The 22,883-nt window shown below is 67.6% G+C and carries 19 protein-coding genes and 2 tRNA genes; 9 read left to right on the forward strand and 12 right to left on the reverse strand.

Annotation, left to right across the window (positions count from 1 at the left end; translation table 11 throughout):
* Positions 1 to 51: 51 nt before the first annotated feature.
* Positions 52 to 909, reverse strand: coding sequence for a tetratricopeptide repeat protein (locus ACYQR9_RS21795; RefSeq protein ID WP_461228022.1), 858 nt, complete (start codon positions 907 to 909; stop codon positions 52 to 54).
* Positions 910 to 1,088: 179 nt separating this feature from the next.
* Here ACYQR9_RS21795 and ACYQR9_RS21800 point away from each other — a divergent pair, with 179 nt between their 5' ends.
* Positions 1,089 to 2,426: a leucyl aminopeptidase family protein gene (locus ACYQR9_RS21800; RefSeq protein ID WP_461229869.1), complete on the forward strand. Its 1,338-nt coding sequence runs from the start codon at positions 1,089 to 1,091 to the stop codon at positions 2,424 to 2,426.
* Positions 2,427 to 2,434: 8 nt separating this feature from the next.
* On the opposite strand, the gene ACYQR9_RS21805 is transcribed toward ACYQR9_RS21800, so the two are convergent.
* Positions 2,435 to 3,397 carry an EcsC family protein gene (locus ACYQR9_RS21805; RefSeq protein WP_461228023.1) on the reverse strand — a complete coding sequence of 321 codons (963 nt, stop codon included), beginning with the start codon at positions 3,395 to 3,397 and terminating at the stop codon, positions 2,435 to 2,437.
* Positions 3,398 to 3,399: 2 nt separating this feature from the next.
* The gene (locus tag ACYQR9_RS21810; RefSeq protein WP_461228024.1) at positions 3,400 to 4,854 is read right to left on the reverse strand and encodes an AmpG family muropeptide MFS transporter; all 1,455 of its coding nucleotides are present in this window, start codon (positions 4,852 to 4,854) and stop codon (positions 3,400 to 3,402) included.
* Between the two features lie 376 nt (positions 4,855 to 5,230).
* Between ACYQR9_RS21810 and ACYQR9_RS21815 the strand changes: the two genes are divergently transcribed.
* Both ACYQR9_RS21815 and ACYQR9_RS21820 read left to right on the forward strand, forming a co-directional pair.
* On the forward strand, positions 5,231 to 6,337 hold the full coding sequence (locus ACYQR9_RS21815; RefSeq protein WP_246748018.1) for a PAS domain-containing protein: 1,107 nt from the start codon (positions 5,231 to 5,233) through the stop codon (positions 6,335 to 6,337).
* A complete protein-coding gene (locus tag ACYQR9_RS21820) occupies positions 6,334 to 6,780 on the forward strand; it encodes a response regulator (RefSeq protein ID WP_461222857.1) in 447 nt (148 codons plus the stop codon). The genes ACYQR9_RS21815 and ACYQR9_RS21820 overlap by 4 nt, the downstream gene beginning before the upstream one ends.
* A 52-nt stretch (positions 6,781 to 6,832) precedes the next feature.
* Here ACYQR9_RS21820 and mutS read toward each other — a convergent pair whose 3' ends face one another.
* Positions 6,833 to 9,580 (reverse strand): DNA mismatch repair protein MutS, encoded by a 2,748-nt coding sequence (gene mutS, locus ACYQR9_RS21825; protein ID WP_461228025.1) that lies wholly within the window; start codon positions 9,578 to 9,580, stop codon positions 6,833 to 6,835.
* A gap of 133 nt (positions 9,581 to 9,713) precedes the next feature.
* Positions 9,714 to 10,034 carry a hypothetical protein gene (locus ACYQR9_RS21830; RefSeq protein WP_056433123.1) on the reverse strand — a complete coding sequence of 107 codons (321 nt, stop codon included), beginning with the start codon at positions 10,032 to 10,034 and terminating at the stop codon, positions 9,714 to 9,716.
* Between the two features lie 215 nt (positions 10,035 to 10,249).
* Here ACYQR9_RS21830 and hrpB point away from each other — a divergent pair, with 215 nt between their 5' ends.
* Positions 10,250 to 12,736, forward strand: a complete 2,487-nt coding sequence (gene hrpB / locus ACYQR9_RS21835) for an ATP-dependent helicase HrpB (RefSeq protein ID WP_461229870.1) — start codon at positions 10,250 to 10,252, stop codon at positions 12,734 to 12,736.
* A 16-nt stretch (positions 12,737 to 12,752) separates the two neighbouring features.
* Positions 12,753 to 13,193 carry a DUF805 domain-containing protein gene (locus ACYQR9_RS21840; RefSeq protein WP_461228026.1) on the forward strand — a complete coding sequence of 147 codons (441 nt, stop codon included), beginning with the start codon at positions 12,753 to 12,755 and terminating at the stop codon, positions 13,191 to 13,193.
* 6 nt (positions 13,194 to 13,199) lie between these two features.
* Here ACYQR9_RS21840 and cmk read toward each other — a convergent pair whose 3' ends face one another.
* Together cmk and aroA are read right to left on the reverse strand one after the other, a co-directional pair.
* Positions 13,200 to 13,832 (reverse strand): (d)CMP kinase, encoded by a 633-nt coding sequence (gene cmk / locus ACYQR9_RS21845; RefSeq protein WP_207412865.1) that lies wholly within the window; start codon positions 13,830 to 13,832, stop codon positions 13,200 to 13,202.
* Between the two features lie 5 nt (positions 13,833 to 13,837).
* Positions 13,838 to 15,187, reverse strand: a complete 1,350-nt coding sequence (aroA, locus tag ACYQR9_RS21850; protein WP_461228027.1) for a 3-phosphoshikimate 1-carboxyvinyltransferase — start codon at positions 15,185 to 15,187, stop codon at positions 13,838 to 13,840.
* Positions 15,188 to 15,436: 249 nt separating this feature from the next.
* On the opposite strand from aroA, the gene ACYQR9_RS21855 reads away from it, so the two are divergent.
* The 3 genes from ACYQR9_RS21855 to ACYQR9_RS21865 all read left to right on the forward strand — a co-directional run bounded on the left by ACYQR9_RS21855 (position 15,437) and on the right by ACYQR9_RS21865 (position 16,287).
* Positions 15,437 to 15,826, forward strand: a complete 390-nt coding sequence (locus ACYQR9_RS21855; protein WP_082470039.1) for a TIGR02300 family protein — start codon at positions 15,437 to 15,439, stop codon at positions 15,824 to 15,826.
* A gap of 179 nt (positions 15,827 to 16,005) precedes the next feature.
* A tRNA-Ala gene (locus ACYQR9_RS21860) sits at positions 16,006 to 16,081 on the forward strand.
* Positions 16,082 to 16,211: 130 nt separating this feature from the next.
* Positions 16,212 to 16,287, forward strand: a tRNA-Ala gene (locus ACYQR9_RS21865).
* Between the two features lie 133 nt (positions 16,288 to 16,420).
* On the opposite strand, the gene ACYQR9_RS21870 is transcribed toward ACYQR9_RS21865, so the two are convergent.
* Positions 16,421 to 18,298: a calcium-binding protein gene (locus ACYQR9_RS21870; RefSeq protein WP_461228028.1), complete on the reverse strand. Its 1,878-nt coding sequence runs from the start codon at positions 18,296 to 18,298 to the stop codon at positions 16,421 to 16,423.
* A 351-nt stretch (positions 18,299 to 18,649) separates the two neighbouring features.
* Here ACYQR9_RS21870 and ACYQR9_RS21875 point away from each other — a divergent pair, with 351 nt between their 5' ends.
* The gene (locus ACYQR9_RS21875; RefSeq protein WP_461228029.1) at positions 18,650 to 19,219 is read left to right on the forward strand and encodes a hypothetical protein; all 570 of its coding nucleotides are present in this window, start codon (positions 18,650 to 18,652) and stop codon (positions 19,217 to 19,219) included.
* A gap of 4 nt (positions 19,220 to 19,223) precedes the next feature.
* Here ACYQR9_RS21875 and rfbA read toward each other — a convergent pair whose 3' ends face one another.
* From rfbA to rfbC, 4 genes are all read right to left on the reverse strand, one after another.
* Positions 19,224 to 20,114, reverse strand: a complete 891-nt coding sequence (gene rfbA, locus ACYQR9_RS21880) for a glucose-1-phosphate thymidylyltransferase RfbA (RefSeq protein ID WP_056432662.1) — start codon at positions 20,112 to 20,114, stop codon at positions 19,224 to 19,226.
* Entirely contained in the window at positions 20,111 to 21,019 is a 909-nt protein-coding gene (gene rfbD, locus ACYQR9_RS21885) for a dTDP-4-dehydrorhamnose reductase (RefSeq protein ID WP_461228030.1), read from the reverse strand. The genes rfbA and rfbD overlap by 4 nt, the downstream gene beginning before the upstream one ends.
* Position 21,020: 1 nt before the next feature.
* Positions 21,021 to 22,097 (reverse strand): dTDP-glucose 4,6-dehydratase, encoded by a 1,077-nt coding sequence (rfbB, locus tag ACYQR9_RS21890; protein ID WP_461228031.1) that lies wholly within the window; start codon positions 22,095 to 22,097, stop codon positions 21,021 to 21,023.
* Positions 22,098 to 22,183: 86 nt separating this feature from the next.
* Positions 22,184 to 22,735 carry a dTDP-4-dehydrorhamnose 3,5-epimerase gene (gene rfbC / locus ACYQR9_RS21895; protein ID WP_207412859.1) on the reverse strand — a complete coding sequence of 184 codons (552 nt, stop codon included), beginning with the start codon at positions 22,733 to 22,735 and terminating at the stop codon, positions 22,184 to 22,186.
* Between the last annotated feature and the right edge of the window lie 148 nt (positions 22,736 to 22,883).

Consider the following 22,883-nt stretch of genomic DNA (forward strand, 5'->3'; position numbering starts at 1 on the left):
GTCTCAGGGGCGCGCAGTCCGCCGCTCTGCTCGGAGCGATCGGGATGTCCCTCAGCCCGGCGGGAACTCGCCGGCCGGCGAGCGTCCGGGGTATTTCGTGGCTCTGGGCTGTCGCACCGGGGCGGACATGGCCTGCAGGGAGGCGGCGTTGGCCGCCGCATCTTCCGGAGACAGGTCACCGCGGGTGACCTCTTCCGCCTCCGCGATCTTGCCCCGCAATCCGAGGACCAGAGCGAGGTTCTGGCGCACGCGTGCATCCGCGCGCGGCTGGGCCACGGCGACGCGCATCACCGCCTCGGCCTGGTCGAGCTGCTTTGCCAGCGCGAAGGACAGTCCGAGATTGGAGAGAACGGTGGGGTCGTTGGGCTGGATCTTGAGCGCAGCCTCATAGAAGCCTTGCGCGCGGGCATGGTCGCCCATCTGGTCGGCCACCGCGCCCTGTGCGGACAGGACACGCCAATCCGGCCGCGCCGGGGTATGGGCGTTCTGGAGCACTTCGGCGGCTTCGGTGAAGCGCCCGACCTCCCCCAGGACCTTTCCGTAGGCGGCCAGAACGGCCGAATTCTTCGGGTTGCGCAGAGCCGTCTGCTGAAGCACCGCCACGGCTTGGGGCTTCTGGTTCGTGGCCCTGAGTGCCTGCGCATAGCGCAGGGCGAGGCCGACATCGTTCTGGTCGGCATTGTATTTCTGACCGAGCGCGTCGACGTCGCCCAGACTCACGACGTTGCGGTCCGGCCCCCGTCCGAAATTCTTGATGGAGAAGCCGCCGATGGATCCCGTGGTTTCCGGAGAGCGCGACTGGCAGGCGCTCGCCAGAAGGCCGAGCAGCGCCACGCCGGCCAGGCGTAGCGGCAACCGAATGCGAGTCGGCGAACCCGGATGAGGCTGGTCTGAACGCAACGACACCATGACGTGCTCCGCACGAGCCTGCCGGTCGACGCTTCACGCCACCGGTGGCGCAGTGATAGACCATTAACCCTAATCGCCGGTTAACCCGACTTTAGGGCTTCAGCGGATCAGCCGGCCGCGCCACGCAACGCCCCCGAGAATCCATCCTGTCCCATCTCAGCGCCGACGATCCCTCCGCCCTGCCGATCTGCTGCCTCCGGAGCGACGAGTGGAGCGGCTTCGAAGCGGAGCTCGGCCCGAGGCACAGGGCCTTCGCCAAAGCGACCGACTTCCTGCCGAAAGCCGGGCGGGTGGCGCTTCTTCCCGCCGAGGATGGGACGATCGAACGGATCCTGTTCGGCCTCGGCGACGGGGCCGATCCCTTCCTCGCTGGCAAACTGCCCTCGCTGTTGCCGCCCGGAACCTACCGCCTCGAACCGAGGGCTTCCCTCGACATGCAGGCCGCTTCCCTGGCCTGGCTGCTCGGAAGCTATCGCTTCACGCGCTACCGCAAGCCGATGCCGAAGGGGCCGCTCCTCGTCTCGCCGGAAGGCGTAGATGCGGCCGAAATCCATCGGATCTCCCAGGCCGTCGCCCTCGGGCGCGACCTCATCAACACTCCCGCCAACGATCTCGGCCCTGGAGAAATCGAAGCCGTCGCCAGGGCGCTGGCGGAGGAACATTCCGCACTGATCTCGGTGACCGAGGGGTCGGATCTCGCTCGCGAATTTCCCCTGGTCCACGCAGTCGGCGCGGCCTCGCCCCGCGCGCCCCGCCTCATCGACATGAGTTGGGGGGATGAGGACGCGCCGAAAGTCGCCCTCGTCGGCAAGGGCGTCGTGTTCGATACGGGCGGCCTCGACATCAAGCCGTTGAGCGGCATGCTGCTGATGAAGAAGGATATGGGCGGCTCGGCGGCCGCCCTCGCCGCCGCTGCGATGATCATGGGGGCCGGTCTGAACCTGCGCCTGCGCCTCATCATTCCGACGGTGGAGAACGCCATCGCGGGCAACGCCTTCAGGCCGGGCGACGTGTTCAGGAGCCGCGCCGGGCTGACGGTGGAGATCGGCAACACCGACGCGGAGGGGCGCCTGATCCTCGCCGATGCCCTCGCTTTGGCCGATGAGGACAAGCCCGATCTGCTGATCGATTTCGCCACCCTCACCGGAGCGGCGCGGGTCGCCCTAGGGCCCGATCTCCCGGCCTTCTTCACGGAGGATGACGCACTGGCCACGGCCGTGTCGAAGGCGGGTGACGAGGCCGTCGACCCGGTCTGGCGGCTGCCGCTCCACAAGCCCTACGCGAGCCTGCTCGATTCCAAGGTGGCTGATCTGAACAACGTGTCCGGCGGACCCTTCGCCGGCGCGATCACTGCGGCTCTGTTCCTGCGGCGGTTCGCGCCGGCGACGCGGGCGCATGTACATTTCGACCTGTACGGCTGGAATCCCTCGACGAAACCCGGCCGGCCGGAAGGAGGCGAGGTCCAGACCGCCCGCCTCGTCTATACCCTTCTGAAGGAGCATTATCCGGCCCGTTAGCGGGCGCCTTAGGCCGCGAGTTGTGCCTTCTCGGCAATGTAGGCGACGCGCACCACGTCCTTGCCATAGGTCCGCTCCAGGCGGCGCACGGTGAAATGAGCGCGCGCCATCGCCTGGAAATGGTTCATGAAGGCGGTGTTCACGGCAGCCCCGCCGACGGCGCCGAGGATCGGCACCGCTTGCGCGGCGACCTTCTGCGAGACTACCAGACCGAACCGCGCGGCGATCTGCGTGGAGAAGCGGATCAGGGCCGGAGCCGCCTCGTCGAGAAGGGCGCGGTTGCCGGCATAGCGCGCCGCTTCCGACATGGTCTTGGCCAAAGCCGCGCGCACCGCGAAATACCCGCTCTCCGTCAGCGCCGTCTCGGCGCCGCTGCGTCCGCCGAGCGCGAAGACCTGGACGCAGGCCAGCGCGTTCTCAGGGTCCGACAGGTCTTCGCCCTCTTCGCGAGCGATCTCCGCGATGGAACGCAGCATCAAGGTCGTCGAGACCGGCAGTTCCAGCGGCAGCGTCGCGATGCCGAACGCGCCGCCGACCGCGCCGGACAGGGCCGCCATCGCCTTGTGCCCGAAATCCCCGGTGGGCAGGAAGCGCGCGAAACGCTCGCCCGCCGTGGAGGCTGCTGGGGTGGGGAGGTCGTCGACCACCGCGGAGCCGGTCGCTCCGGCGGCCGCTGCCGGGACGATCGTCTTCTCCGCCTCGGGCAGGGTCGCGAGGGCCACGCGCAGGGCCGTGCGCATCGCCCCCTCGGTGGCGCGCGAGACCGCTTCCGTCACGGGAGCCGGAAGGCTGCGGCTGATCATGTCGAGGGGCGCTCCGGCCACCGAGGACAGCCGCGCGGCGAGGCCCGGCGTCTCCAAGGTGCGGACGGCTCCGACGAGGGCCGCACGGTCGGCATCACTGAGGTTCGAACCGGTGGCGGTCTCCGCCGGGGTGGAGCGGATATCGTCAACGAGAGAGATGTTGCTCACGACTAGGGTCTCATCCGTGTTTCGAGTGCCGGCGCGCCGGGCCGATCGCCGGAAGCAAGCGTGAGGCCCGCAGAATGGTTCCCGCTCACGCTCTCGGTGTCGCCCAGGGCAGCGGTCTCGGCGGCGGCGCGGGCCGCGCTGCGCTCGCCGGCGCGTCCGACGAAGAAGCACAGGATCACCACCGGAATGCCCACGGCCGCGGTGAAGGCGAAGAAGACGGGATAGCCGTAGCTGGCGACGATGAAGCCCGACGTGCCGGCCACAAGCTTGCCCGGGAGCGCGTAGAGCGACGAGAACAGCGCGTATTGCGTCGCCGCGAAGCCCGGTGCCGTCAGGCTCGACATGTAGGCGATGAGCGCCATTCCGGCGAAGGAACCGCAGAAATTGTCGATGGAGATCGCCGCCGTCAGCCGCCACACTTCAGGCCCGCCATAGGAGAGCCAGGAAAAGGACAGGTTCGACGCCGCCCCGAGGAACGCCCCGATGACGAGGGTGGGGAACAGGCCGAGCCGGGTCATCGCCCAGCCCCCGACGAAGGCGCCGGCAATGCCGACCCAGATGCCGTAGAGCTTCGACACCGCGCCGATCTCGGTGAGGGTGAAGCCGATCTGCCGATAGAGCGGGCTCGCCATGACGCCGGAGATGAAATCCGGCATGCGATAGAACGCGACCAGGATGAGGATCGCCCACAGGCTCGGGCCGAGGCGGGTATGGAGTTCGGTCAGGGGTTCGAGCACCGCGCCACGGAAGGACCAGACCTTCGCCGCTGCGCCGGCCGGCTGCGCCGATGCGGCGTCCAAAGCCTCGGCGTGCTCCCTGTCGAAGGCGGGAGCGAGGAGCGCGGCGATCATGCCGACGCCCATGAGCCCGGCCATGCTGAAATAGGCCACCGACCATCCCGCCCAGTCGGCGATGAACAGGGCGCCCGCCCCGGCGCATATGAGCGCCAGGCGGTAGCCGAGGTTCGAGGTCGCCGCCATGACGCCCTGCAGATCGGTGCCGGCGGCATCGATGCGCCATCCGTCGATGACGACGTCCTGGGTCGCGGCGCAGATCGCCACGAGGAAGGCGCCGAGGCCGAGGAGGACGAGGCTGCTCGCCGGGTCGGCCGTGGCCATGAGGGAGAGCGCGAGGGCGACGGCGACCTGTGTGGCGATCATCCACGAGCGCCTGCGGCCGATGCGTGCGCTGAGGACCGGCACGTCGAAACGGTCGATGAGCGGCGCCCAGAGGAATTTCAGGGTGTAGGGGAGCGCCAGATAGCTGAAGAGGCCGATCGCCTTGATGTCCACGTCCGAATAGGCGAGCCGCGTCGAGAACGTGCCGAGCACGAGCAGCAGCGGCAGGCCGGACGAGAAGCCGAGGGCCAGCATCAGGATGATGCGGGGATCTTCAAAGATATCCCGCATGGCGAGCTTGGAGCGCGCCTTCCCCGCTACCGCTGCACTTTGAGCCATTCGTGGAACTCCTGAAGGCTTATGACCCTTGAAGGTCGGCTGCCATGCTCGTCGGTGGGTGGATCGTCCGGTGGGTTGCCACGATGCGTCGCGGCGACAGCGGCCCCGTGTGACAGGGATGAAGAATGGTCACCAGGAACTTAAAGAGTGCATGGTCTTTGTAGGTAGCTATTGGCTTGCAATGGGACATATTTCGACCTGACGAGTCGAAGTGACGGGGCAGATCGGCCTCGATTTATCTCTTGGGGCGGTCGGGTCGGTCAGTACCGTCGAAGTGCTGTCATCGTTCGAGCGGCGGCGTAGGCGTGATGTCAGGATGATGGACAGCAGCAACAACCCGGTTTCGGCCGAACTCCGTCCGGTGGGTAATGCCCTCATGGATGCCAAGATGTTCGCCATGGCCTTCGCTGCCAGTCCCACGCCCATGGTGGTGACCGACCCCCGCCTCGCCGACAACCCCATCGTCTGGGTCAACGACGCCTTTCTGAATCTCACCGGTTATACCCGGCAGGAGTTGCAGGGCCATAATTGTCGGATGCTCCAGGGACCCGATACCGACCCTCGGGCGATCGATCGCATTCGGGAGGCCGTGCGCCGGCAGGTTCCAGTCGAAGTGGAGCTTCAGAACTACCGCAAGGACGGAACCTCCTTCTGGAACGCCATGACGATCACGCCGGTCCGCAACGATGCGGAAGAGCTCGTCTATTTCTACGCCGCCCAGGCCGACATGACCGAGAAACACGTGCTCGAACTCGCCATGAAGGGGACGAACGACGAACTCGAACGGCAGGTCAACGAACAGACCGCCGACCTGAGGGCCGCCCTGGACGAGAAGACCGCGCTGCTTCACGAGGTCGATCACCGGGTCAAGAACAACCTGCAGGTCATCTCTTCCCTGGTCTTGCTGAAGGCGCGGCGAACCCCCCAGGGCGAGGCGCGGGACGCCCTTCAGGGCATGGCGGAGCGGATCGGGGCGCTCTCCATGGTCCATCGCATGCTCTATTCGGCCGGCGACGTGACACGGTTCAACCTGGAGGAGTTCGCCGACGACTTCCTCTCCGACCTCACCGCCAGCATCGATCCGGCGCGCACCGCGGTCACGGCCGAGATCGATCCGATCTCGTTGCCGGCCGCCATCGCGGCGCCTCTGGCGCTCATGCTCCACGAACTCGCTACGAACGCCGTGCGCCACGCTTTCCCCAATGACCGGGAGGGGCGCGTCTCTATCTCCGCGCGCCAATGCGAGACCGGCTTGCGTCTCCTGATCGAGGATGACGGTGTCGGTCGGACGGCGGGCGTGTCGAACCCAGCCGGGTTCGGCTGTTCCCTGGTCGAGATGGTGGTGAAACAGTTGCGCGGCGTCATCACCTGGCACGAGCCCGGAACGGGGACGCGCGTCGAGATCGTCATTCCGTTGCAGCACGAGATCAGGAAGCCGACCGCAGCCCCACCGCGCGAAGCCGCGATGGGACAGGCAGGGTGAGCCACGTACCCGGATTGCGCATTCTCGTCGTCGAGGACGAGGCGCTCATCGCCCTCGAACTCGAATGCCTGCTGGACGACCTGGGCTATGTCACGGTCGGCGTGGCGGGAAGCTCCTCCGAGGCCATCGAGCTCGGCCGTGCCACCGTGCCCGATATCGCCCTGGTGGACATTCACCTCATCGACGGTCCGACAGGCATCGATGTGGCGAGGACGCTCAGCTCGGACCCGCGCACGAGCGTCGTGTTCATGACCGCCAACGACAAACGCATTCCGGCGGATTTCGCCGGGGCTTTGGGAGTCATCGCCAAGCCCTATTCCGAGCGCGCCGTCGCCGGCGCGTTGCGTTACGTGGCCGCGCTACGGGCCGGCGGCCAGCCTGAAGCGGACGGGCTGGATGGGTTCCGGCTCGCCACCCATGGTGCACCGGGCCACGAGCTGTAGCCGCCTCGGCCGCCGCCGGGACCGAAGGCTCGATCCGTTTCCGGTCTCGTCGTCACGCTTCGCGCGCCGCCTTCTTCAGGCGGTAGAGAACCTCCAGCGCCTCCCTCGGCGTCAATGCGTCGGGATCGATCCCATCGAGTTCCTGACGCAAAGGGTCTTCGCGCGTCGGAACCTGCACTTCCGGCATGGGCGGCGGCGCGAGGCTGGCGAAGAGCGGCAGATCGTCGATGCGGGGACGGGTCGGACGGTCGCGCTCGGCCTTCTCGAGGTTCTTCAGGATCGAGCCGGCCCGGGCGATAACCCCGGCGGGAAGGCCGGCGAGACGGGCGACCTGCAGACCGTAGGACCGCTCGGCCACGCCGGGCACGACCTCGTGCAGGAACACCACTTCGCCCTTGTGCTCGGCGACCTTGAGCGTCGCGTTGTCGAGCCGCGTGAGACGCTGGCTCAGGGCCGTGAGTTCGTGGAAATGGGTCGCGAACAGCGCGCGGCACCCGTTCTGCTCATGCAGGTATTCAAGGCAGGCCCAGGCGATGGAGAGGCCGTCGAAGGTTGCCGTGCCCCGGCCGATCTCGTCGAGGATGACGAGGGAATGCCGGCTCGCCTGGTTCAGGATCGCGGCCGTCTCCACCATCTCGACCATGAAGGTCGATTGCCCGCGCGCCAGATCGTCGGCGGCGCCGACCCGCGAGAACAGCCGGTCTACCACGCCGAGATGCACGCGGGTCGCCGGCACGAAGGCGCCCATCTGGGCGAGGACGGCGATGAGGGCGTTCTGGCGCAGGAAGGTCGACTTGCCGCCCATATTCGGCCCGGTGATGAGGCGGATGCGCCCGCGCCCTTCGCCGGAAAGGTCGCAATCGTTGGCGATGAACGGCTCGCCGGATCGCCGCAGGGCCGATTCCACCACCGGATGTCGGCCGCCCTCGACGACGAAGCTGAAACTGTCGTCGACGAAGGGCCTGCGCCAATCCCGCTCCACAGCCAGTTCGGCATGGGAGGCGGTGACGTCGAGGCTGGCCAGGGCGTCGGCGATGGCGGCGACGGTCTCGGCCTGGGCCATGATCCGAGCGGCCAGTGCATCGAAGACCTCTGTCTCGAGGGCGAGAGCGCGGTCGGCTGCTCCCGAGATGCGGCTTTCGAGATCGTTCAGTTCCACGCTCGAGAACCGCATGGCATCCACCATGGTCTGGCGGTGGATGAAGGTCTCGCGCATCAGGCCCTTGAGGCAGTTCTCGCCGACGGCCTGCGGCACCTCGATGTAGTAGCCGAGCATGTTGTTGTGCTTGATCCGCAGGGTGCGGCAGCCGGTCTCCTCCGCATAGCGCGCCTGCAGCCCGGCGATCACCTTGCGCGAATCCTGACCGAGCAGCCGGGCCTCGTCGATTTCGGCATCGTAGCCGGCGCGTACGAAGCCGCCGTCGCGGCGGTTGAGGGGGAGGTCGTCGGCGAGCGCCGCGCGCAGATGCTCGACGAGGTCGGCATCGACCGTTCCCAGCCGCTGGACGATGGCGCCGAGGGCGTCCGGCAAGGCCTTCACCGCGCCGCAACGCTGCGAGATCGCCAAGGCCGCGTCGAGACCGTCACGGAGGGCGGCGAGATCGCGCGGCCCCCCGCGCCCGAGGCCGAGCCGCGAGAGGGCGCGGGCGATGTCGGGCGCCCGCGCCAGGGCATCGCGCAGGCTCCTGCGAATGGCGCCGTCCTCTACCAGGAACGACACCGCCTCGTGGCGCCGCGTGATCGCCGACAGGTTGGTGAGAGGGCCGGCGAGATGCTCGGCCAGCAGCCTCGCGCCGATGGCCGATACCGTGCGGTCGATGGCGTCGAGCAGGCTGCCGGTGCGCTCGCCGGAGAGGGTTCGGGTGAGTTCGAGATTGGCGCGGGTCGCCGCATCGATGGCCAGCGTCGCCCCGCTCGTCTCCCGCGTCGGCGGCGACAGAGCGGGCCGCGCGCCGATCTGCGTGCGCTCGATATAGAGCAGGGCCGCTCCGGCGGCGGCGAGTTCGGCCCGCCCGAACTGCCCGAACCCGTCGAGGGTCGAGACGCCGAACTGTTCCTTGATCCGCCGCTCCGCCGAGGCCGGTTCGAGCTCCGCCTGCGCCAGGGGCGTGACCGGGGCTCTCACGTCGCGCCAGAGGCCGGCGAGAGACGGATCTGAGTGGATCGCCTCGGAAAGCACGATCTCGCGCGGATCGTGCCGGGCAATGGCAGCACCCAGCTCGCCTTCGGGAACCTCGCTCAGGGAGAACCGGCCGGTGGAAATGTCCACGGCTGCGATGCCGTAGGCGTAGCCGGATTCCGAGAACTTGCGGCGGCCGAGAGCCAGGAGGATGCTGGCCCGTGACGGGTCTAGGAGACGGTCCTCGGTGATCGTGCCGGGGGTGACCAGGCGCACCACCTCGCGCCGCACCACGGATTTCGGGCCGCGCTTCTTGGCCTCCGCCGGGTCCTCGGTCTGGGCACAGACCGCGACGCGATGGCCGAGGGCGATGAGGCGGCTGAGGTAATCGTCGGAGCGCTCCACCGGCACACCGCACATCGGGATATCCGCCCCGCCATGCTTGCCGCGCTTCGTCAAGACGATGCCGAGCGCACGGGATGCGATCTCCGCATCCTCGAAGAACAACTCGTAGAAATCCCCCATCCGGTAGAACAGGAGGCAATCCGTATTGGCGGCCTTGATCTCGATATACTGCGCCATCATCGGCGTGGCGCCGGCGATGTCGAGGGGCGAGGCGCTCACGGTTTCTTCCGCCGTGGCATGGGTCTTCGGACTGGAGCGGACTGCACGCTGGGACATGCCCCACCATAGCAGAGCCGGCCGGACCGGATCAGCGCTCCCTTCCGCATCATCTGGGGAGAACCGCCGAGCGACGAAAAAAGGCCGATGCGTCTCCGCACCGGCCCCTCCGACGAAAATACTGCCGCTCAGCTTAGTAGCGCGGGCCGCCCGACGTGGTGCCCTTGCGCTGCATGTAGCCCGGCTGCTGCGGGTTGCGGGAATTCGGATCGCCGTGGCTGTAGGCGGCGGGGGCGCGGCGATGGCGCATGCCGTGACGATGATGGTGGTGGCGATGGCGCATGCCGCGATGGCTGGCGTAGCCCGGGTGATGACCGCGGGTGACGATTTCGGTGGTCAGTGCCTCACCGGCGATCACGGGAGCGCTCGGCATGGCCGGGGCGGCAGTGGCGGCGCCGAGGCCGAGAGCGCTGAAAAAGGTTCCTGCTGCAAGAGCAAGGGCAATCTTGGTCATCAAGTCCATCCGTTAGGATCGCGCCGCGCGCGTCGAGGCAATAAGTCGTTCGCCCGGACTCCGTTCCCATTCTTTTTTAACGCATGTTTGTCCACCGAAAAGCCGGTAAATGAGCCGGAACGAGGGGATGATTCCGGTATCCCGCACGTGATCGATGACGCCGCGCCGAATCGGGGTTGCGCATCTCACCGCTTGCCCGCACCACCCCATCCGCGATGGCGACGAACCCCTTCTTCTCTGCTGCCCTCCCGATCGATGCGGCCCTGCCGCGCCTTCTCGCGGCGCTCGAAGCAGCCCCGTCGGCGGTGCTCGTGGCACCTCCCGGAGCCGGCAAGACCACTCGCGTCCCGCTGGCGCTTCTCGACGCGCCATGGCTCGGCGCGGAGGGCCGGATCATCCTCCTCGAACCACGGCGCCTGGCTGCCCGCGGCGCGGCCGAGCGCATGGCCGCCACCCTCGGCCAGCGCGTGGGCGAGACCGTGGGGCTCCGCGTCCGCCTCGGCTCGAAGATCTCGCGGGCGACGCGGATCGAGGTCGTCACGGAGGGGGTCTTCACCCGCATGATCCTCGACGATCCGGAACTGTCCGGCATCGGCGCGGTGATCTTCGACGAGTTCCACGAGCGCTCCCTCGACGCCGATCTCGGTCTCGCCCTCGCGCTCGACGCCCAGGGTGGTCTCCGCGACGATCTCCGGATCCTCGTCATGTCCGCCACCCTGGACGGTGCCCGGGTCTCGCGCCTCATGGGCGACGCGCGCATCGTCGAATCCGAGGGGCGGGCCTATCCGGTGGAGACACGCCATACGGAGCGCGATCCGAACCGGCGGATCGAGGATGCGATGGCCGACGCCATCCTTCGCGCCCTGCGGGCCGATCCCGGCTCTGTCCTCGCCTTCCTGCCCGGACAAGGCGAGATCCGGCGGGTCGCGACGCTCCTCGCCGAGCGGGTCGACGAGAACACCGAAATCGCGCCCCTTTACGGTGCCCTCCCTCCGGCCGAACAGGACCGCGCCGTGGCGTCCGCTCCGCCCGGAACCCGGAAGGTCGTGCTGGCGACCAGCATCGCCGAGACGTCGCTGACGATCGAGGGCGTCCGGATCGTGGTCGATTCCGGTCTGTCCCGCGTGCCGCTCTACGAGCCCGGCATCGGCCTGACCCGCCTCGTCACCGCCCGCGCCTCCCGCGCCTCGGTGGACCAGCGGCGCGGCCGCGCGGGGCGGACCGAGCCGGGCATCTGCTATCGGCTGTGGTCTGAGGCGGCGACCAGCGCCCTCGAACCCTTCACGCGGCCGGAGATCCTGGCCGCCGACCTCTCCGGCCTTCTGCTCGACTGCGCCGCCTGGGGCGTCTCCGATCCCACTACCCTTTCGTTCCTCGATACCCCGCCGGCCCCTGCTCTGGCGGAAGCGCGCTCGATGCTGCGCGACCTCGCCGCCCTCGATGGCGATGGACGCCTCACCGAGACGGGACGGGCCTTGCGGGCCATCCCCCTCCCCCCGCGCTTGGCCCGGATGGTGGTCGCGGCGGCGGAATTCGGCCGGGCGCGGGAGGCTGCCGACCTCGCCGCGATCCTGGTGGAGCGCGGGCTCGGCGGCGACGATGCCGATCTCTCCGTCCGGGCCGATCGGTTCGCCCGCGACTGCGGAACCCGTGCCTCCGACATGCGGCGTTTGGCGCGAGGCTGGGCCGAGCAGGCCGGGGGATTCGTTCGCGCAGTCAGGAACGTGGATGTCTTCGGGGCCGGGCCGCTCCTCGCCCTTGCCTATCCCGACCGCGTTGCCCGCTCGCGAGGCCGCGACGGCGAGTTCGTGATGGCGAATGGCCGCGCCGGGCGGCTCGATCCGGCCTCGGCGCTCGCGCGCGAACCTTTCCTCGTGGTGGCCGATATCTCCGGGACGGCGGCTGCCGGGCGCATCCTCGCCGCCGCCGCGATCACGCTGGAGGAGATCGAGACGCTGTTCGCAGAGCGGATCGAATCGGTCACCCAGGTCGTGTTCGACAAGGGGGCTCGGTCCCTGCGGGCACGCGCCTCCCGCCGTCTCGGCGCGGCAACCCTCGGCGAGCGGATCCTGCCGGTGAAACCGGATGCCTCCTCGGCCGCGATCCTGGCGCGGGGCATCGTCGGGCTCGGCCTCGACAGCCTGCCCTGGACGCCCGCCCTCGCCCAGTGGCGGTCCCGGTTGGCGTTTCTTCGCGCTGCCGAGGGCGAAACCTGGCCCGACCTCTCGGATGAGGCATTAGGCGCGTCGGTGGAAGATTGGCTCGCGCCGGAAATCGAGGGCCGTGTGAGCCTCGACTCCATCACGGCAGACGATCTCGGCCGCGCGCTCGGCGCGCTTCTACCCTGGGAGATGCGTCATCGCCTCGATACAGAGGCCCCGACCCATTTCGAGGTGCCGACGGGATCGCGCATCCCCATCGACTACGACGCCGAGGGCGGTCCGGTCCTGGCCGTCCGGGTGCAGGAATTGTTCGGCCTCGACCGCCATCCCGCCATCGCGGGCGGTCGTGTGCCCTTGGTCCTCCACCTGTTGTCACCGGCTTCGCGTCCGATCCAGATCACCAAGGATCTGCCCGGCTTCTGGCGCGGCTCCTGGGCAGCCGTGCGCGCGGAGATGCGCGGACGCTACCCGCGCCATCCCTGGCCGGACGATCCGCTGACCGAGCCGCCGACCCGGCGGGTGAAGCCGAGGGGGACATGATGACGGGCTTTTCTCAATGACGGGCTTTCCTTGGCCTGCGGCGCATTTCGATCCGCGAGGCCGCCTGTCCCGCCGAGCCTATCACCGTCAATTGATCGGCACGCTGCTGCTTGTCGTCGTGTCGGGCAGCATCGCCATCCTGGTCGCGTCGATGGATGCGCGGTCCGCGGCGCTGATCGTTGTGGGAGCAGGCACCATCGGGGCCGGGGCTTTCGTGACGGTCGCCACGGTCCGGCGTCTGCACGACCGGGGGCGGACCGGATGGTGGCTGCTCCCCAACGCCTTCGTGACCGTCGCGGGTTTTGCACCGATCGAGACTCTCGCCGACGCCTATCCGGTGGCGGTGATCGTCGCCACCCTGACGATGACCGGGTTCAATCTCTGGTTCCTCATCGAGACCGTGGGGCTGGCGGGCATGGTGGGCCCGAACCGCTACGGGCTCGAGCCGGAGCACTGAGCCTCGTCAATGCACCCGCGCACGGTCCACCACCGCGCGCGCCGCCTCGAAGGCTTCGTCCGCATCGAGATCGGTGGTGTCGAGAAGAACGGCGTCGGGAGCGGCTTTGAGAGGGGCTGTCGAGCGTTGTGCGTCGCGTGCATCGCGGGCGACGATGTCGGACAGGATCGCCCCGAGGCTCGCCGGCTCTCCCCTGCGGAGGAGTTCGAGATGACGGCGGCGCGCGCGCTCCTCGGCGGCGGCGGTGATGAACAGCTTCACCTGCGCCTGCGGGCAGACCACGGTGCCGATATCGCGCCCGTCGAGGACGGCGCCGCTGGCGCCGCCGGCAAAGCGCTGCTGCCAGGCGAGCAAAGCCGCGCGCACGGCCGGGATCGACGAGATGCGGGAGGCCGCGTCTCCCATTGCCCGCTCCCGGAGGCGCGGATCCGCGAGGCGGTCGGCGATCAGCGTCGCGGCGGCCCGAGCCGCGGCGGCATGGTCGTCGAGGTTGCGCCCGGCATCGATCACGCTGAGGGCCACGGCCCGGTAGAGCAGACCCGTATCGAGATGCGGCAGGCCGTAATGCGCGGCGAGGCGCTTGGCCAGGGTTCCCTTGCCCGAGGCGGCGGGTCCATCGATCGCGATGACCATCGGCATGGGACCTACTCCGCGATGCGGCCGCCGAGCGCCCGCATCGTCGGCAGGAAGCTCGGGAAACTGGTGGCGATCATGGCACCGTCATCGACGGTCACGGGTTGCTTCGTCGCGAGGCCCATCACCAGGAAGGCCATGGCGATGCGGTGGTCGAGATGGGTGGCGACGGTGCCGCCGCCGCGCGCGGCGGAGCCGTCGCCCTCGACGATGAGATCCTCACCCTCGATCCGGTAGGTCACGCCGTTCTCGCGCAAACCATCCGCCACGGCGGCGAGGCGGTCGGATTCCTTCACCGTCAGCTCGTGCAGCCCGTTCATCCGGGTGACGCCCTCGGCGAAGGCGGCGGCGACGGCGAGAACGGGATATTCGTCGATCATCGCCGGGGCGCGCTCGGCCGGCACGTCGACGCCCTTGAGCCGGCTGGCGCGGACATGGAGATCGGCCACAGTCTCGCCGCCCTCGTCGCGCTCGTTACGGCGCTCGATATCGGCGCCCATCTCCAGCAGCGTCGTGATGAGGCCGATGCGCAGGGGGTTCATCATCACGCCCTCGATCGTCACCTCCGAGCCGGGGACGATGAGCGCCGCCACCAGCGGGAAGGCCGCGGAGGACGGATCGGCCGGCACGATCACGTCGGTGCCGCGCAGGATCGGCTGGCCCGTGAGGGCGATGGAGCGGCCGTGGCCGCCGGGGCCGTGCGGGCTCACCGCGACCTCGGCGCCGAACAGGCGAAGCATGCGCTCGCTATGGTCCCGGGTCGCCGCCGCCTCGATCACCGTCGTGGTTCCGGGCGCGTTCAGGCCGGCGAGGAGCACCGCCGATTTGATCTGCGCCGAGGCGACCGGGGTCTCGTAGGTGATCGGGATGGCTTCCTTCGGCCCGCGAAGGGTCAACGGCACGCGGCCGCCCTCCTCTTCGCTCAGCACCTGGGTGCCCATGCGGATCAGCGGATCGAGGATGCGGCGCATGGGGCGCTTGCGCAGGGATGCGTCGCCGTCGAAGGTCGCGGTGACGTCCTGCCCGCCGACGACGCCCATCATCAGGCGCGAGCCGGTGCCGGCATTGCCGAAGTCGAGCACGCTGGCCGGGTCCATCATCCCGCCGATGCCGACGCCGCGCACCGCCCAGCTGCCCTGCCCGAGGCGATCGATGCCCGCACCGAGGGCTCTGGCGGCGTCGGCCGTGCGCAGCACGTCGTCACCTTCGAGCAATCCCTCGATACGGGTCTCGCCGATGCTGAGGAGGCCAAGGATCATCGCCCGGTGGGAGATCGACTTGTCCCCCGGAGGCCGCAGCGCGCCGCGCAAGGGCGCGCCGGCGGAAGCGGTCAGGGGCTGCGGTTCGGAGTGATGCGACACGGGATCGACAACTTTTCGGCTTCTGGCGCGGTCGCGCCGTCTGGGGCCGGCCATGCAGCCGGCGAACTTCGTAGCGCCGGTTACCACGCAGGCGGGGCGGCGTCATCCGACCCGGAGAGGCCTCCGGGCGGTTGAATCCGGATAAACCGGAGGCCCAGGTAGTCGGGGTGTCCTGACGAGAGTATTTGACAGGACGGTTCCACCCGACTAACGGGGCGCCTCTCCCAAAACCCTATCAGAGGTTCGCCCGTGGCCAGACCGGAACTCGGCTTGAAGCGTCAATGCATGAGCTGCGGCGCGAAATTCTACGATCTCGACAAAGATCCGGCGACCTGCCCGAAATGCGGGACCATCTATCAGGCCGCCGCCACGTCGCGCATGGCCGCTCCCGCGCTCGCCTCCCGCTCCGCAGCCGTGCCGGCTGACGACGACGAGGATACGGATGCCGAGAAGGGCGGTCCCGAGATCGTCTCCCTCGACGAGGTCGAGGCCGCTGAGGACGAGGCGGATACCACGACCGGCGACGACGATGCCGATTCGACAGATGCCGACGACACCTTCCTCGAGGAGGAAGATACCGGCGACGACGACGTGGCCGATCTCATCGACGGCGATATCGAGAACGACGAGGAAAGCTGAGGCGCGTCCCCGCCTCGCTTTGCATGTCCCGAGGCCCAGCGCCGAAAATTCTCGGCGATGAATGCGATTAGGGGCTTGAGTCCGGGCAACGGCCCGAATATAGAACCGCGTCCGCCGGACGCCGCGAGGCAGATTGGCGGAACGACCACCGCGAGAGGTGTTGCGGTGGTCCCAGAAGTGGGGCCTTAGCTCAGCTGGGAGAGCGCTTCCATGGCATGGAAGAGGTCATCGGTTCGATCCCGTTAGGCTCCACCATTTCTTTTCGTCCGATTCGTCGATGTGGTCGCGAGATGCGGTCTTCGACGAGCGGGAAACAGCAGATCTCGGTGATGTTCACCGATGATGACGACGATCGTGAGACGATGTCACGATTGTTACGGAATGTGGGGCCTTAGCTCAGCTGGGAGAGCGCTTCCATGGCATGGAAGAGGTCATCGGTTCGATCCCGTTAGGCTCCACCATTCGCTTTCTTCGATAGTCCGGCCTCATGCGCCGCGAGCGTACGAAGTACGACATCCCTCAAGCTGATCTAGGATATCGGCATACCGGCCGCGCCCTGTAGGACGACGCGCCCGGCAGGGAAGATACGTTTGTTCAGACGATGTGGAAATCGAGATTGGTGAGCGCGATCGGCTGATCCAGGACGGCGAAGGTCACCGCCAGGGCGCTGCCGCTACCATCCTTGTCGTAGGACACGGTCCCGGTGGTTCGGTCGTAGAGGATGCGGTCGTCGGCATTCACCGCGCCGGTGGACAGGTCCTTGAACGCGGCGGCGGCCAATGTCCCGATGGGCAGTACCGGCACGATCGTCCGCGCGATCTCGATCGTATCGGCGGATGCGAAATCCGTGATGTGGTCGAGATTGGCCGCAGTGAAGGCGGTGCTGAAACGGAACGTGTCGCTTCCCGCCCCTCCGGTCAGGATATCCTTACCCAGCATTCCGTCGAGGCGGTCGCCGCCGGCATTGCCCACCAACGTGTTCGCCACCTTGCTACCGGTCATCGTGTCGGCGAAGACCGATCCTGAAACCGATTCGATCGAGATCAGGCTATCGGTGCCGCCATAGGTGTCGGTGGCCGTGCCGGCACCGAGATCCACCACCGCGCCGTGGGTGGCCCCGGCGAGATCGTCGTTTCGGAAATCGATCGTGTCGAGCCCGGCTCCGCCATCCAGGACGTCGTTGCCGCCTTGTGCCGTGAAGCGGTTCGCCAGCCCGTCGCCGGTCAGACGGTCGGCGGAAGCCGTGCCCGCGACTGCCTCGATCCCCGATAGCGTATCGGTATTGCCGAAACCGTCCGTCGCCGTGCCGGTGGCGAGGTTCACGACGACGCCCCGGGTGCCGCCATTATCCACGTCCCGGTCGTAGCGGATTTCGTCGAACCCCCTACCGCCGGCGATCGTGTCGTTACCCCCAAGTCCGTAGAAGCCTTCGTAGGCGGCACTCGCCGTATTGCCGCCCGTCAGCATGTCCGCGAACTGCGTGCCTCGCACGACCTCGATGCTGATGAGCGTATCGCGATAGCCGAACCCATCCGTCGCGAAGCCCTTGGCGAGATCGACCGTGACGCCCTGGGCGCCCCCGAAACTCGCATCCCTGTCGTAGCGGACCGCATCGTTGCCGCCGCCGCCGTCGAGCGTGTCGCCGCCGCCGAGGCCGATCAGGCTATCGAAGCTCCGGTCGTTCGAATCGTTACCGTGCAGGGAGTCGGCGTATTGCGTGCCGCGTACGCCTTCGATGCTGCGGAGCGTGTCGGTCGCTCCGAACCCGTCGGTGGCTTTTCCCGCGGCGAGGTCCACGATGACCCCACGCGTGCCACCGAAATTGACGTCCTTGTCGTAGCGTACCTCGTCGTAGGCCGAGCCACCATCGATGACGTCATTCCCGCCGAGACCGAGGAAAAAGTTGTTCGGACCGACGGGATCGGTGTCCCCTCCCGAAAGCCGGTCGGCAAAGGCGGTGCCCCGCACCGATTCGATGTTGCGCAGCGTATCGACGGTTCCGAACCCGTCGATGGCCTTGCCGGTCGTGAGGTTGACGGTGACGCCCTTCTTGCCGCCGAACCCTGCATCCCGATCGTAGCGGGCTTCGTCGAAGCCGCTGCCGCCATCGATGATGTCCGTGCCGGCGAGCCCGTAGAAATACTCTCCCGCGCTGTCCAGGGCTTTATTGCCTCCCGTGAACCGGTCGGCGAGCCGCGATCCCATCGTCGCCTCGATGCCGATCAGCGTATCGGTATTGCCGAACCCGTCGGTGGCCTTGCCGGTGGCGAAATTGACGATGACGCCCTTGATGCCCTTGGCCTCGTAATCATCCATGTAATTGGCGATGTCGAAACCCGCCCCACCGTCGATCACGTCGTTCCCGTCCCGACCCGAGATGATATCATCGCCGGATAGACCGTTGATCGTGTCACTTCCCCCGAGCGGGTTGCGGTAGACGTCGAAGTTTTGAGTCAGGTTCACCACCGCCATTTGAGTCTCTCTGGTTTGATAAAACTTTGAATTATGGATTCGTGTCACTATGCGGATATAAACTGTTATCGAACGATGAGATCAAATTCAGTTAAATAAAACGTGGATCGGCGCCTCTGGCGATTTCTGTCGATCCGTGGTGTTCGCAGGTCACGGGCCTCACGCTCATCGGCGCGGGCGGCATGTGACGATCCCACATCGAGGCGCTTCCCGCCCTGAGTAGCAGGCCCTCCCTTCCATCCCGCCAAGGATGCCGAGACGCTGATGAGTTCCTGCGCGCCCGCTTTCCCAGCGGGGACAGGTGCCCGATCATGGCGTGTGTCGGTTTCGGCCGCATGATAGGTCGAAGCCATGACCCTTCCCGCCGGACCGCATGCCCCCCTCGCCTCCTGCTCTACGGAAACGGCCGAGGCGCTGATCGAGACCCTGAGCGCGCGGCTCCTCGGCGGCGACAGCGCGACATCCGTGCTGGAAGGCTGGTGCCGGGAGCGTCGGCTCGCCTCAAGCGCCCATCTGGTGGCGACGCGGGTCGTGGGTCCCGAACGACAGCCGAGCCCTGTGCAGGGTCAAAGGCTCGACCTCTCCGACGGGGAAGTGGTCCGGTACCGGCACGTTCGGCTGAGCTGGGGAGGCCATGTCCTCTCCCAGGCCGAGAACTGGTACGTCCCGGCTCGTCTGACGAGAGAGATGAATCTGCTCCTCGACGAGACCGAGATTCCCTTCGGCCGGGTGGTCCACACCCTGTTCCCCAGACGGCGAAACCTGCGACTGCTTCGTTTATGGCCCCAGGATGCGGGTGTTCCCGGCCCGTCCGAGCAGGTCTTCGCCATCGAGGCGATCCTGTCGGATCGATCCGGACGCCCGATCTGCGAAGTCAGCGAGACCTATACGGGCGCCATCCTGGCAATCGGCGACGCCTAGCCGCTCACTCGTCGAGGCGGGATTCCGGGTCGAGCTTCGACAGTTTCAGGAGGTTCTGGCCGTAGGCGGTCTTGGCGAAGAGTTCGCCGCGCGCGATCAACTGCGCCTTGTCGATGAAGCCCTGGAGATAGGCGATCTCCTCCAGGCACGCGACCTGGAGGCCCTGCCGGTTCTGCAGCGTGCGCACGAACTCGCCCGCTTCCAGCAGGCTGTCATGCGTCCCCGTATCGAGCCAGGCATAGCCGCGCGACATGCGCTGCACATGGAGTTCGCCGAGATCGAGATAGGCCTGGTTGACGGATGTGATCTCCAATTCGCCGCGCGCCGAGGGCTTCACGGCGGCGGCGATGTCGAGCACGCGGTTGTCGTAGAAGTAGAGGCCGGTCACGGCCCAGGGGCTTTCCGGCACCGATGGCTTCTCCACGATGCGCAGCGGCCGCCCCTCGCGGTCGAGGGTGACCACGCCGTAAGCTTCCGGGTGATCCACGTGATAGGCGAAGATCGTCGCGCCGGTCTCGCGTTCGCGCGCCTGTTTCAGCATGGCGCTCATGCCCGAGCCGAAGAACAGATTATCCCCCAGAACGAGGGCGACATCGTCCGAGCCGACAAAGTCGCGACCGATGGTGAAGGCTTGGGCGAGGCCTTCCGGACGGGGCTGGACCGCGTAGCTGAAGGAGAGGCCGAACTGTTCGCCGGTGCCGAACAGGCGCTCGTAATTGCCGAGATGCTCGGGGCTCGAAATGATCAGGATCTCGCGGATGCCGGCGAGCATCAGCACCGAGACCGGATAATAGATCATCGGCTTGTCGTAGACGGGCAGAAGCTGCTTGTTGATCGACAAGGTCGCCGGATGGAGCCGCGTGCCGGACCCGCCGGCGAGAACGATACCCTTCATGATGTGGTCTCTGCTAAGTGAGGCGCGGGGCCGATCAGCCGGTCGAGAATGTCGTCCAGGGCGGCCTGCCAAGGGCGCGGAGTCAGCCCGTAGGCTTTCGTCAGGCTCTCCGTCGACAATTCCGAGTTGGCGGGCCGCCGCGCCGGCGTGGGATAGGCGCTCGTGGGGATGCCGTTGACCGGAACGTTCCGGCCCCCGCGCGCGACCGAACCGGCGACGATGGCTTGCGCGAAACCGTGCCAGGTGGTGGCACCCGCATTGACGAAATGGTGCGTGCCCGTGGGCGCGTCGCTGTCGGCGGAAAGACGCAGGGCGATATCCGCGAGGGCGTCGGCGAGATCGGCGGCGGAAGTCGGGCAGCCGCGCTGGTCGTTCACGACGTTCAGCGCATCCCGCTCGGCGGCGAGCCGCAGCATCGTCTTCACGAAGTTGCCCCGGTGCGGGCTCACGACCCAGGCCGTGCGCAGGATCGCGTGACGCGGATTGGCGGTGCGGACCGCCATCTCCCCAGCGGCCTTGCTGGCGCCGTAGACGCTCGTCGGGCCGATACGCGCGTCGGACGTGTAGGCGCCCGAACCGGTGCCGTCGAAGACGTAATCGGTGGAGACGTGGACGAGGGGGATGCCCCGCCGCGCCGTCTCGGCCGCCAGGATGGCGGGAGCCAGGGCGTTCAAGCGCCAGGCCTCCACCACCTCCGACTCGGCTTTGTCCACGGCCGTGTAGGCGGCGGCGTTCACCACCGCCCCGATGGTGCGCTCGGTAAAGATCCGCGCCACGGCGGAGGAGTCGGTGATGTCGAGTTCGGTACGGGTCGGGGCGACGAGGGTCACGCCCGCGCCCCAATGGCGGGAGGCCAGCAGTTCGGTGCCGACCTGGCCCGCCCCGCCGAGGATCAGAATATTCATCTCAGGCCTTCGCGGCAGGTGTGCCGAGGCCGAGGCGCTCGCCGGTATAGCGGCCCTCGCGGATCGGACGCCACCAGGCTTCGTTGTCGAGATACCACCGTACGGTGTCCTCGAGCGCGTCCTCGAAGGATTTGGTAGGGGTCCAGCCGATTTCCCGCTCGGCCTTGCCAGGGTCGATGGCGTAACGCCGGTCATGGCCCGGACGGTCGGCGACGAACGAGATCAGGCGCTCATGCGGGCCATGCTCCGGCCGTAGTCGGTCGAAGGCGGCGCAGAGAGCCTTCACCACCGCAAGGTTGTTGCGCACCGACCGGCCACCGAGAAGGTAGGTCTCCCCCAGCGACCCACGTTCCAGCACCGCGACGAGGCCGCGTGCGTGGTCCTCGACGTGGATCCAGTCGCGCTCGTTAAGCCCGTCGCCATAGACCGGCAGCGGACGGCCTTCGAGGGCGTTGAGGATCATCAGGGGGATCAGCTTCTCCGGGAAATGCCGGGGGCCGTAATTGTTCGAGCAGTTCGTGATCAGAACCGGCAGGCCGTAGGTCTCCCCCCAGGCCCGCGCCAGATGGTCGGAGGCGGCCTTGGAAGCCGAATAGGGCGAACGCGGGTCGTAGCGGCTGTCCTCGGTGAAGAACCCGTCCGGCGGGAGCGAGCCGTAGACCTCGTCGGTGGAGACGTGGAGGAACCGGAATGCCGCCCTCGCCTCGCCGTCGAGGCTTTCCCAATAGGTGCGGGCGCCGTCGAGCATCACCTGCGTGCCCACGACATTGGTGCAGATGAAAGCGCCCGGATCGGTGATCGAGCGGTCCACATGGCTCTCGGCGGCGAGATGCATCACCGCGTCGGGCCGGAACTCGGCGTAGAGGGCATGGACGGCGGCGGGATCGCAGATGTCTCCCGTGACGAGCCGGTGACGCGGATTACCGTCGAGGGACGCTAGCGAGATCGGGTTGGCCGCGTAGGTCAGTGCGTCGAGCGTCGCGACCTCACGGCCGAGATCCTCGACGAGGTGCAGGACCAGCGCCGATCCGATGAAGCCGCATCCGCCCGTGACCAGGATGCGTTGGGGTTTGGCCATGTCGACAAATCCTGGTGGTCGCGCATCAGCGGGCTCGTATCCTGTCGCTGAAGCTGCGGTCGCTGAAATTGTGGAAGGACCGCCGATCAGAAGACCGTGCCCAATTGGGCGAGGGACGGCGCCACCCGGTCCTTGTCGGACAGGATTGCTGCTTCCGCGCTGACCGGCCAGGAGATCGCCAGATCCGAATCGTTCCAGGCGAGATTCCGGTCATGCGCCCGGCTGTAATAGGACGACACCTTGTAGGCGACCATGGTGTCGGGTTCGAGGGTACAGAACCCGTGGGCGAACCCGACGGGAACGTAAAGCTGCTCCCCCTCGGCCGCGTCGAGCCGGACGGCGACATGCCGGCCATAGGTCTCGGACCCATGCCTCAGATCGACGGCGACATCGAGGATGGACCCGGAAAGCACGCGGACGAGCTTGGCCTGCCCTGCGGGTTCGAGCTGGAAATGCAGGCCGCGCACGGTTCCGGTCTGTGCCGAAAAGGATTGGTTGTCCTGCACGAAGGCGACGTCGATGCCGGCCTCGGCCAGGATGTCCGCCCGGAAGGTCTCCGAAAACCAGCCCCTGTCATCGCCGAAGCGGTTGGGCACGACCCGTTTCACCGCGGGAATTTCTGTCTCAATCACACGCATCGCTGGATACAACCCTCGCCAGACAGTGCCTGTAGGCGCGTGGACGGCTTTCCTGTCAAGGGATGCCCCAGCCCTCGATCGACTTGCTCCCCCCGTACCGGAGGGGTAACTCCCGCCTCCTTCAGAGCCGGGCCGATCCGACGGCCGC

The sequence above is a fragment of the Methylobacterium sp. CM6241 genome (assembly GCF_054817845.1).

Coding starts and splice junctions, on each gene's coding strand:
- ACYQR9_RS21795 (WP_461228022.1), bottom strand. CDS start 909: ATGGTGTCGTTGCGTTCAGACCAGCCTCATCCGGGTTCGCCGACTCGC.
- ACYQR9_RS21810 (WP_461228024.1), bottom strand. CDS start 4,854: ATGGCTCAAAGTGCAGCGGTAGCGGGGAAGGCGCGCTCCAAGCTCGCC.
- ACYQR9_RS21815 (WP_246748018.1), top strand. CDS start 5,231: ATGGATGCCAAGATGTTCGCCATGGCCTTCGCTGCCAGTCCCACGCCC.
- mutS (WP_461228025.1), bottom strand. CDS start 9,580: ATGTCCCAGCGTGCAGTCCGCTCCAGTCCGAAGACCCATGCCACGGCG.
- ACYQR9_RS21830 (WP_056433123.1), bottom strand. CDS start 10,034: ATGACCAAGATTGCCCTTGCTCTTGCAGCAGGAACCTTTTTCAGCGCT.
- hrpB (WP_461229870.1), top strand. CDS start 10,250: ATGGCGACGAACCCCTTCTTCTCTGCTGCCCTCCCGATCGATGCGGCC.
- ACYQR9_RS21840 (WP_461228026.1), top strand. CDS start 12,753: ATGACGGGCTTTCCTTGGCCTGCGGCGCATTTCGATCCGCGAGGCCGC.
- cmk (WP_207412865.1), bottom strand. CDS start 13,832: ATGCCGATGGTCATCGCGATCGATGGACCCGCCGCCTCGGGCAAGGGA.
- ACYQR9_RS21870 (WP_461228028.1), bottom strand. CDS start 18,298: ATGGCGGTGGTGAACCTGACTCAAAACTTCGACGTCTACCGCAACCCG.
- ACYQR9_RS21875 (WP_461228029.1), top strand. CDS start 18,650: ATGACCCTTCCCGCCGGACCGCATGCCCCCCTCGCCTCCTGCTCTACG.
- rfbA (WP_056432662.1), bottom strand. CDS start 20,114: ATGAAGGGTATCGTTCTCGCCGGCGGGTCCGGCACGCGGCTCCATCCG.
- rfbD (WP_461228030.1), bottom strand. CDS start 21,019: ATGAATATTCTGATCCTCGGCGGGGCGGGCCAGGTCGGCACCGAACTG.
- rfbB (WP_461228031.1), bottom strand. CDS start 22,097: ATGGCCAAACCCCAACGCATCCTGGTCACGGGCGGATGCGGCTTCATC.
- rfbC (WP_207412859.1), bottom strand. CDS start 22,735: ATGCGTGTGATTGAGACAGAAATTCCCGCGGTGAAACGGGTCGTGCCC.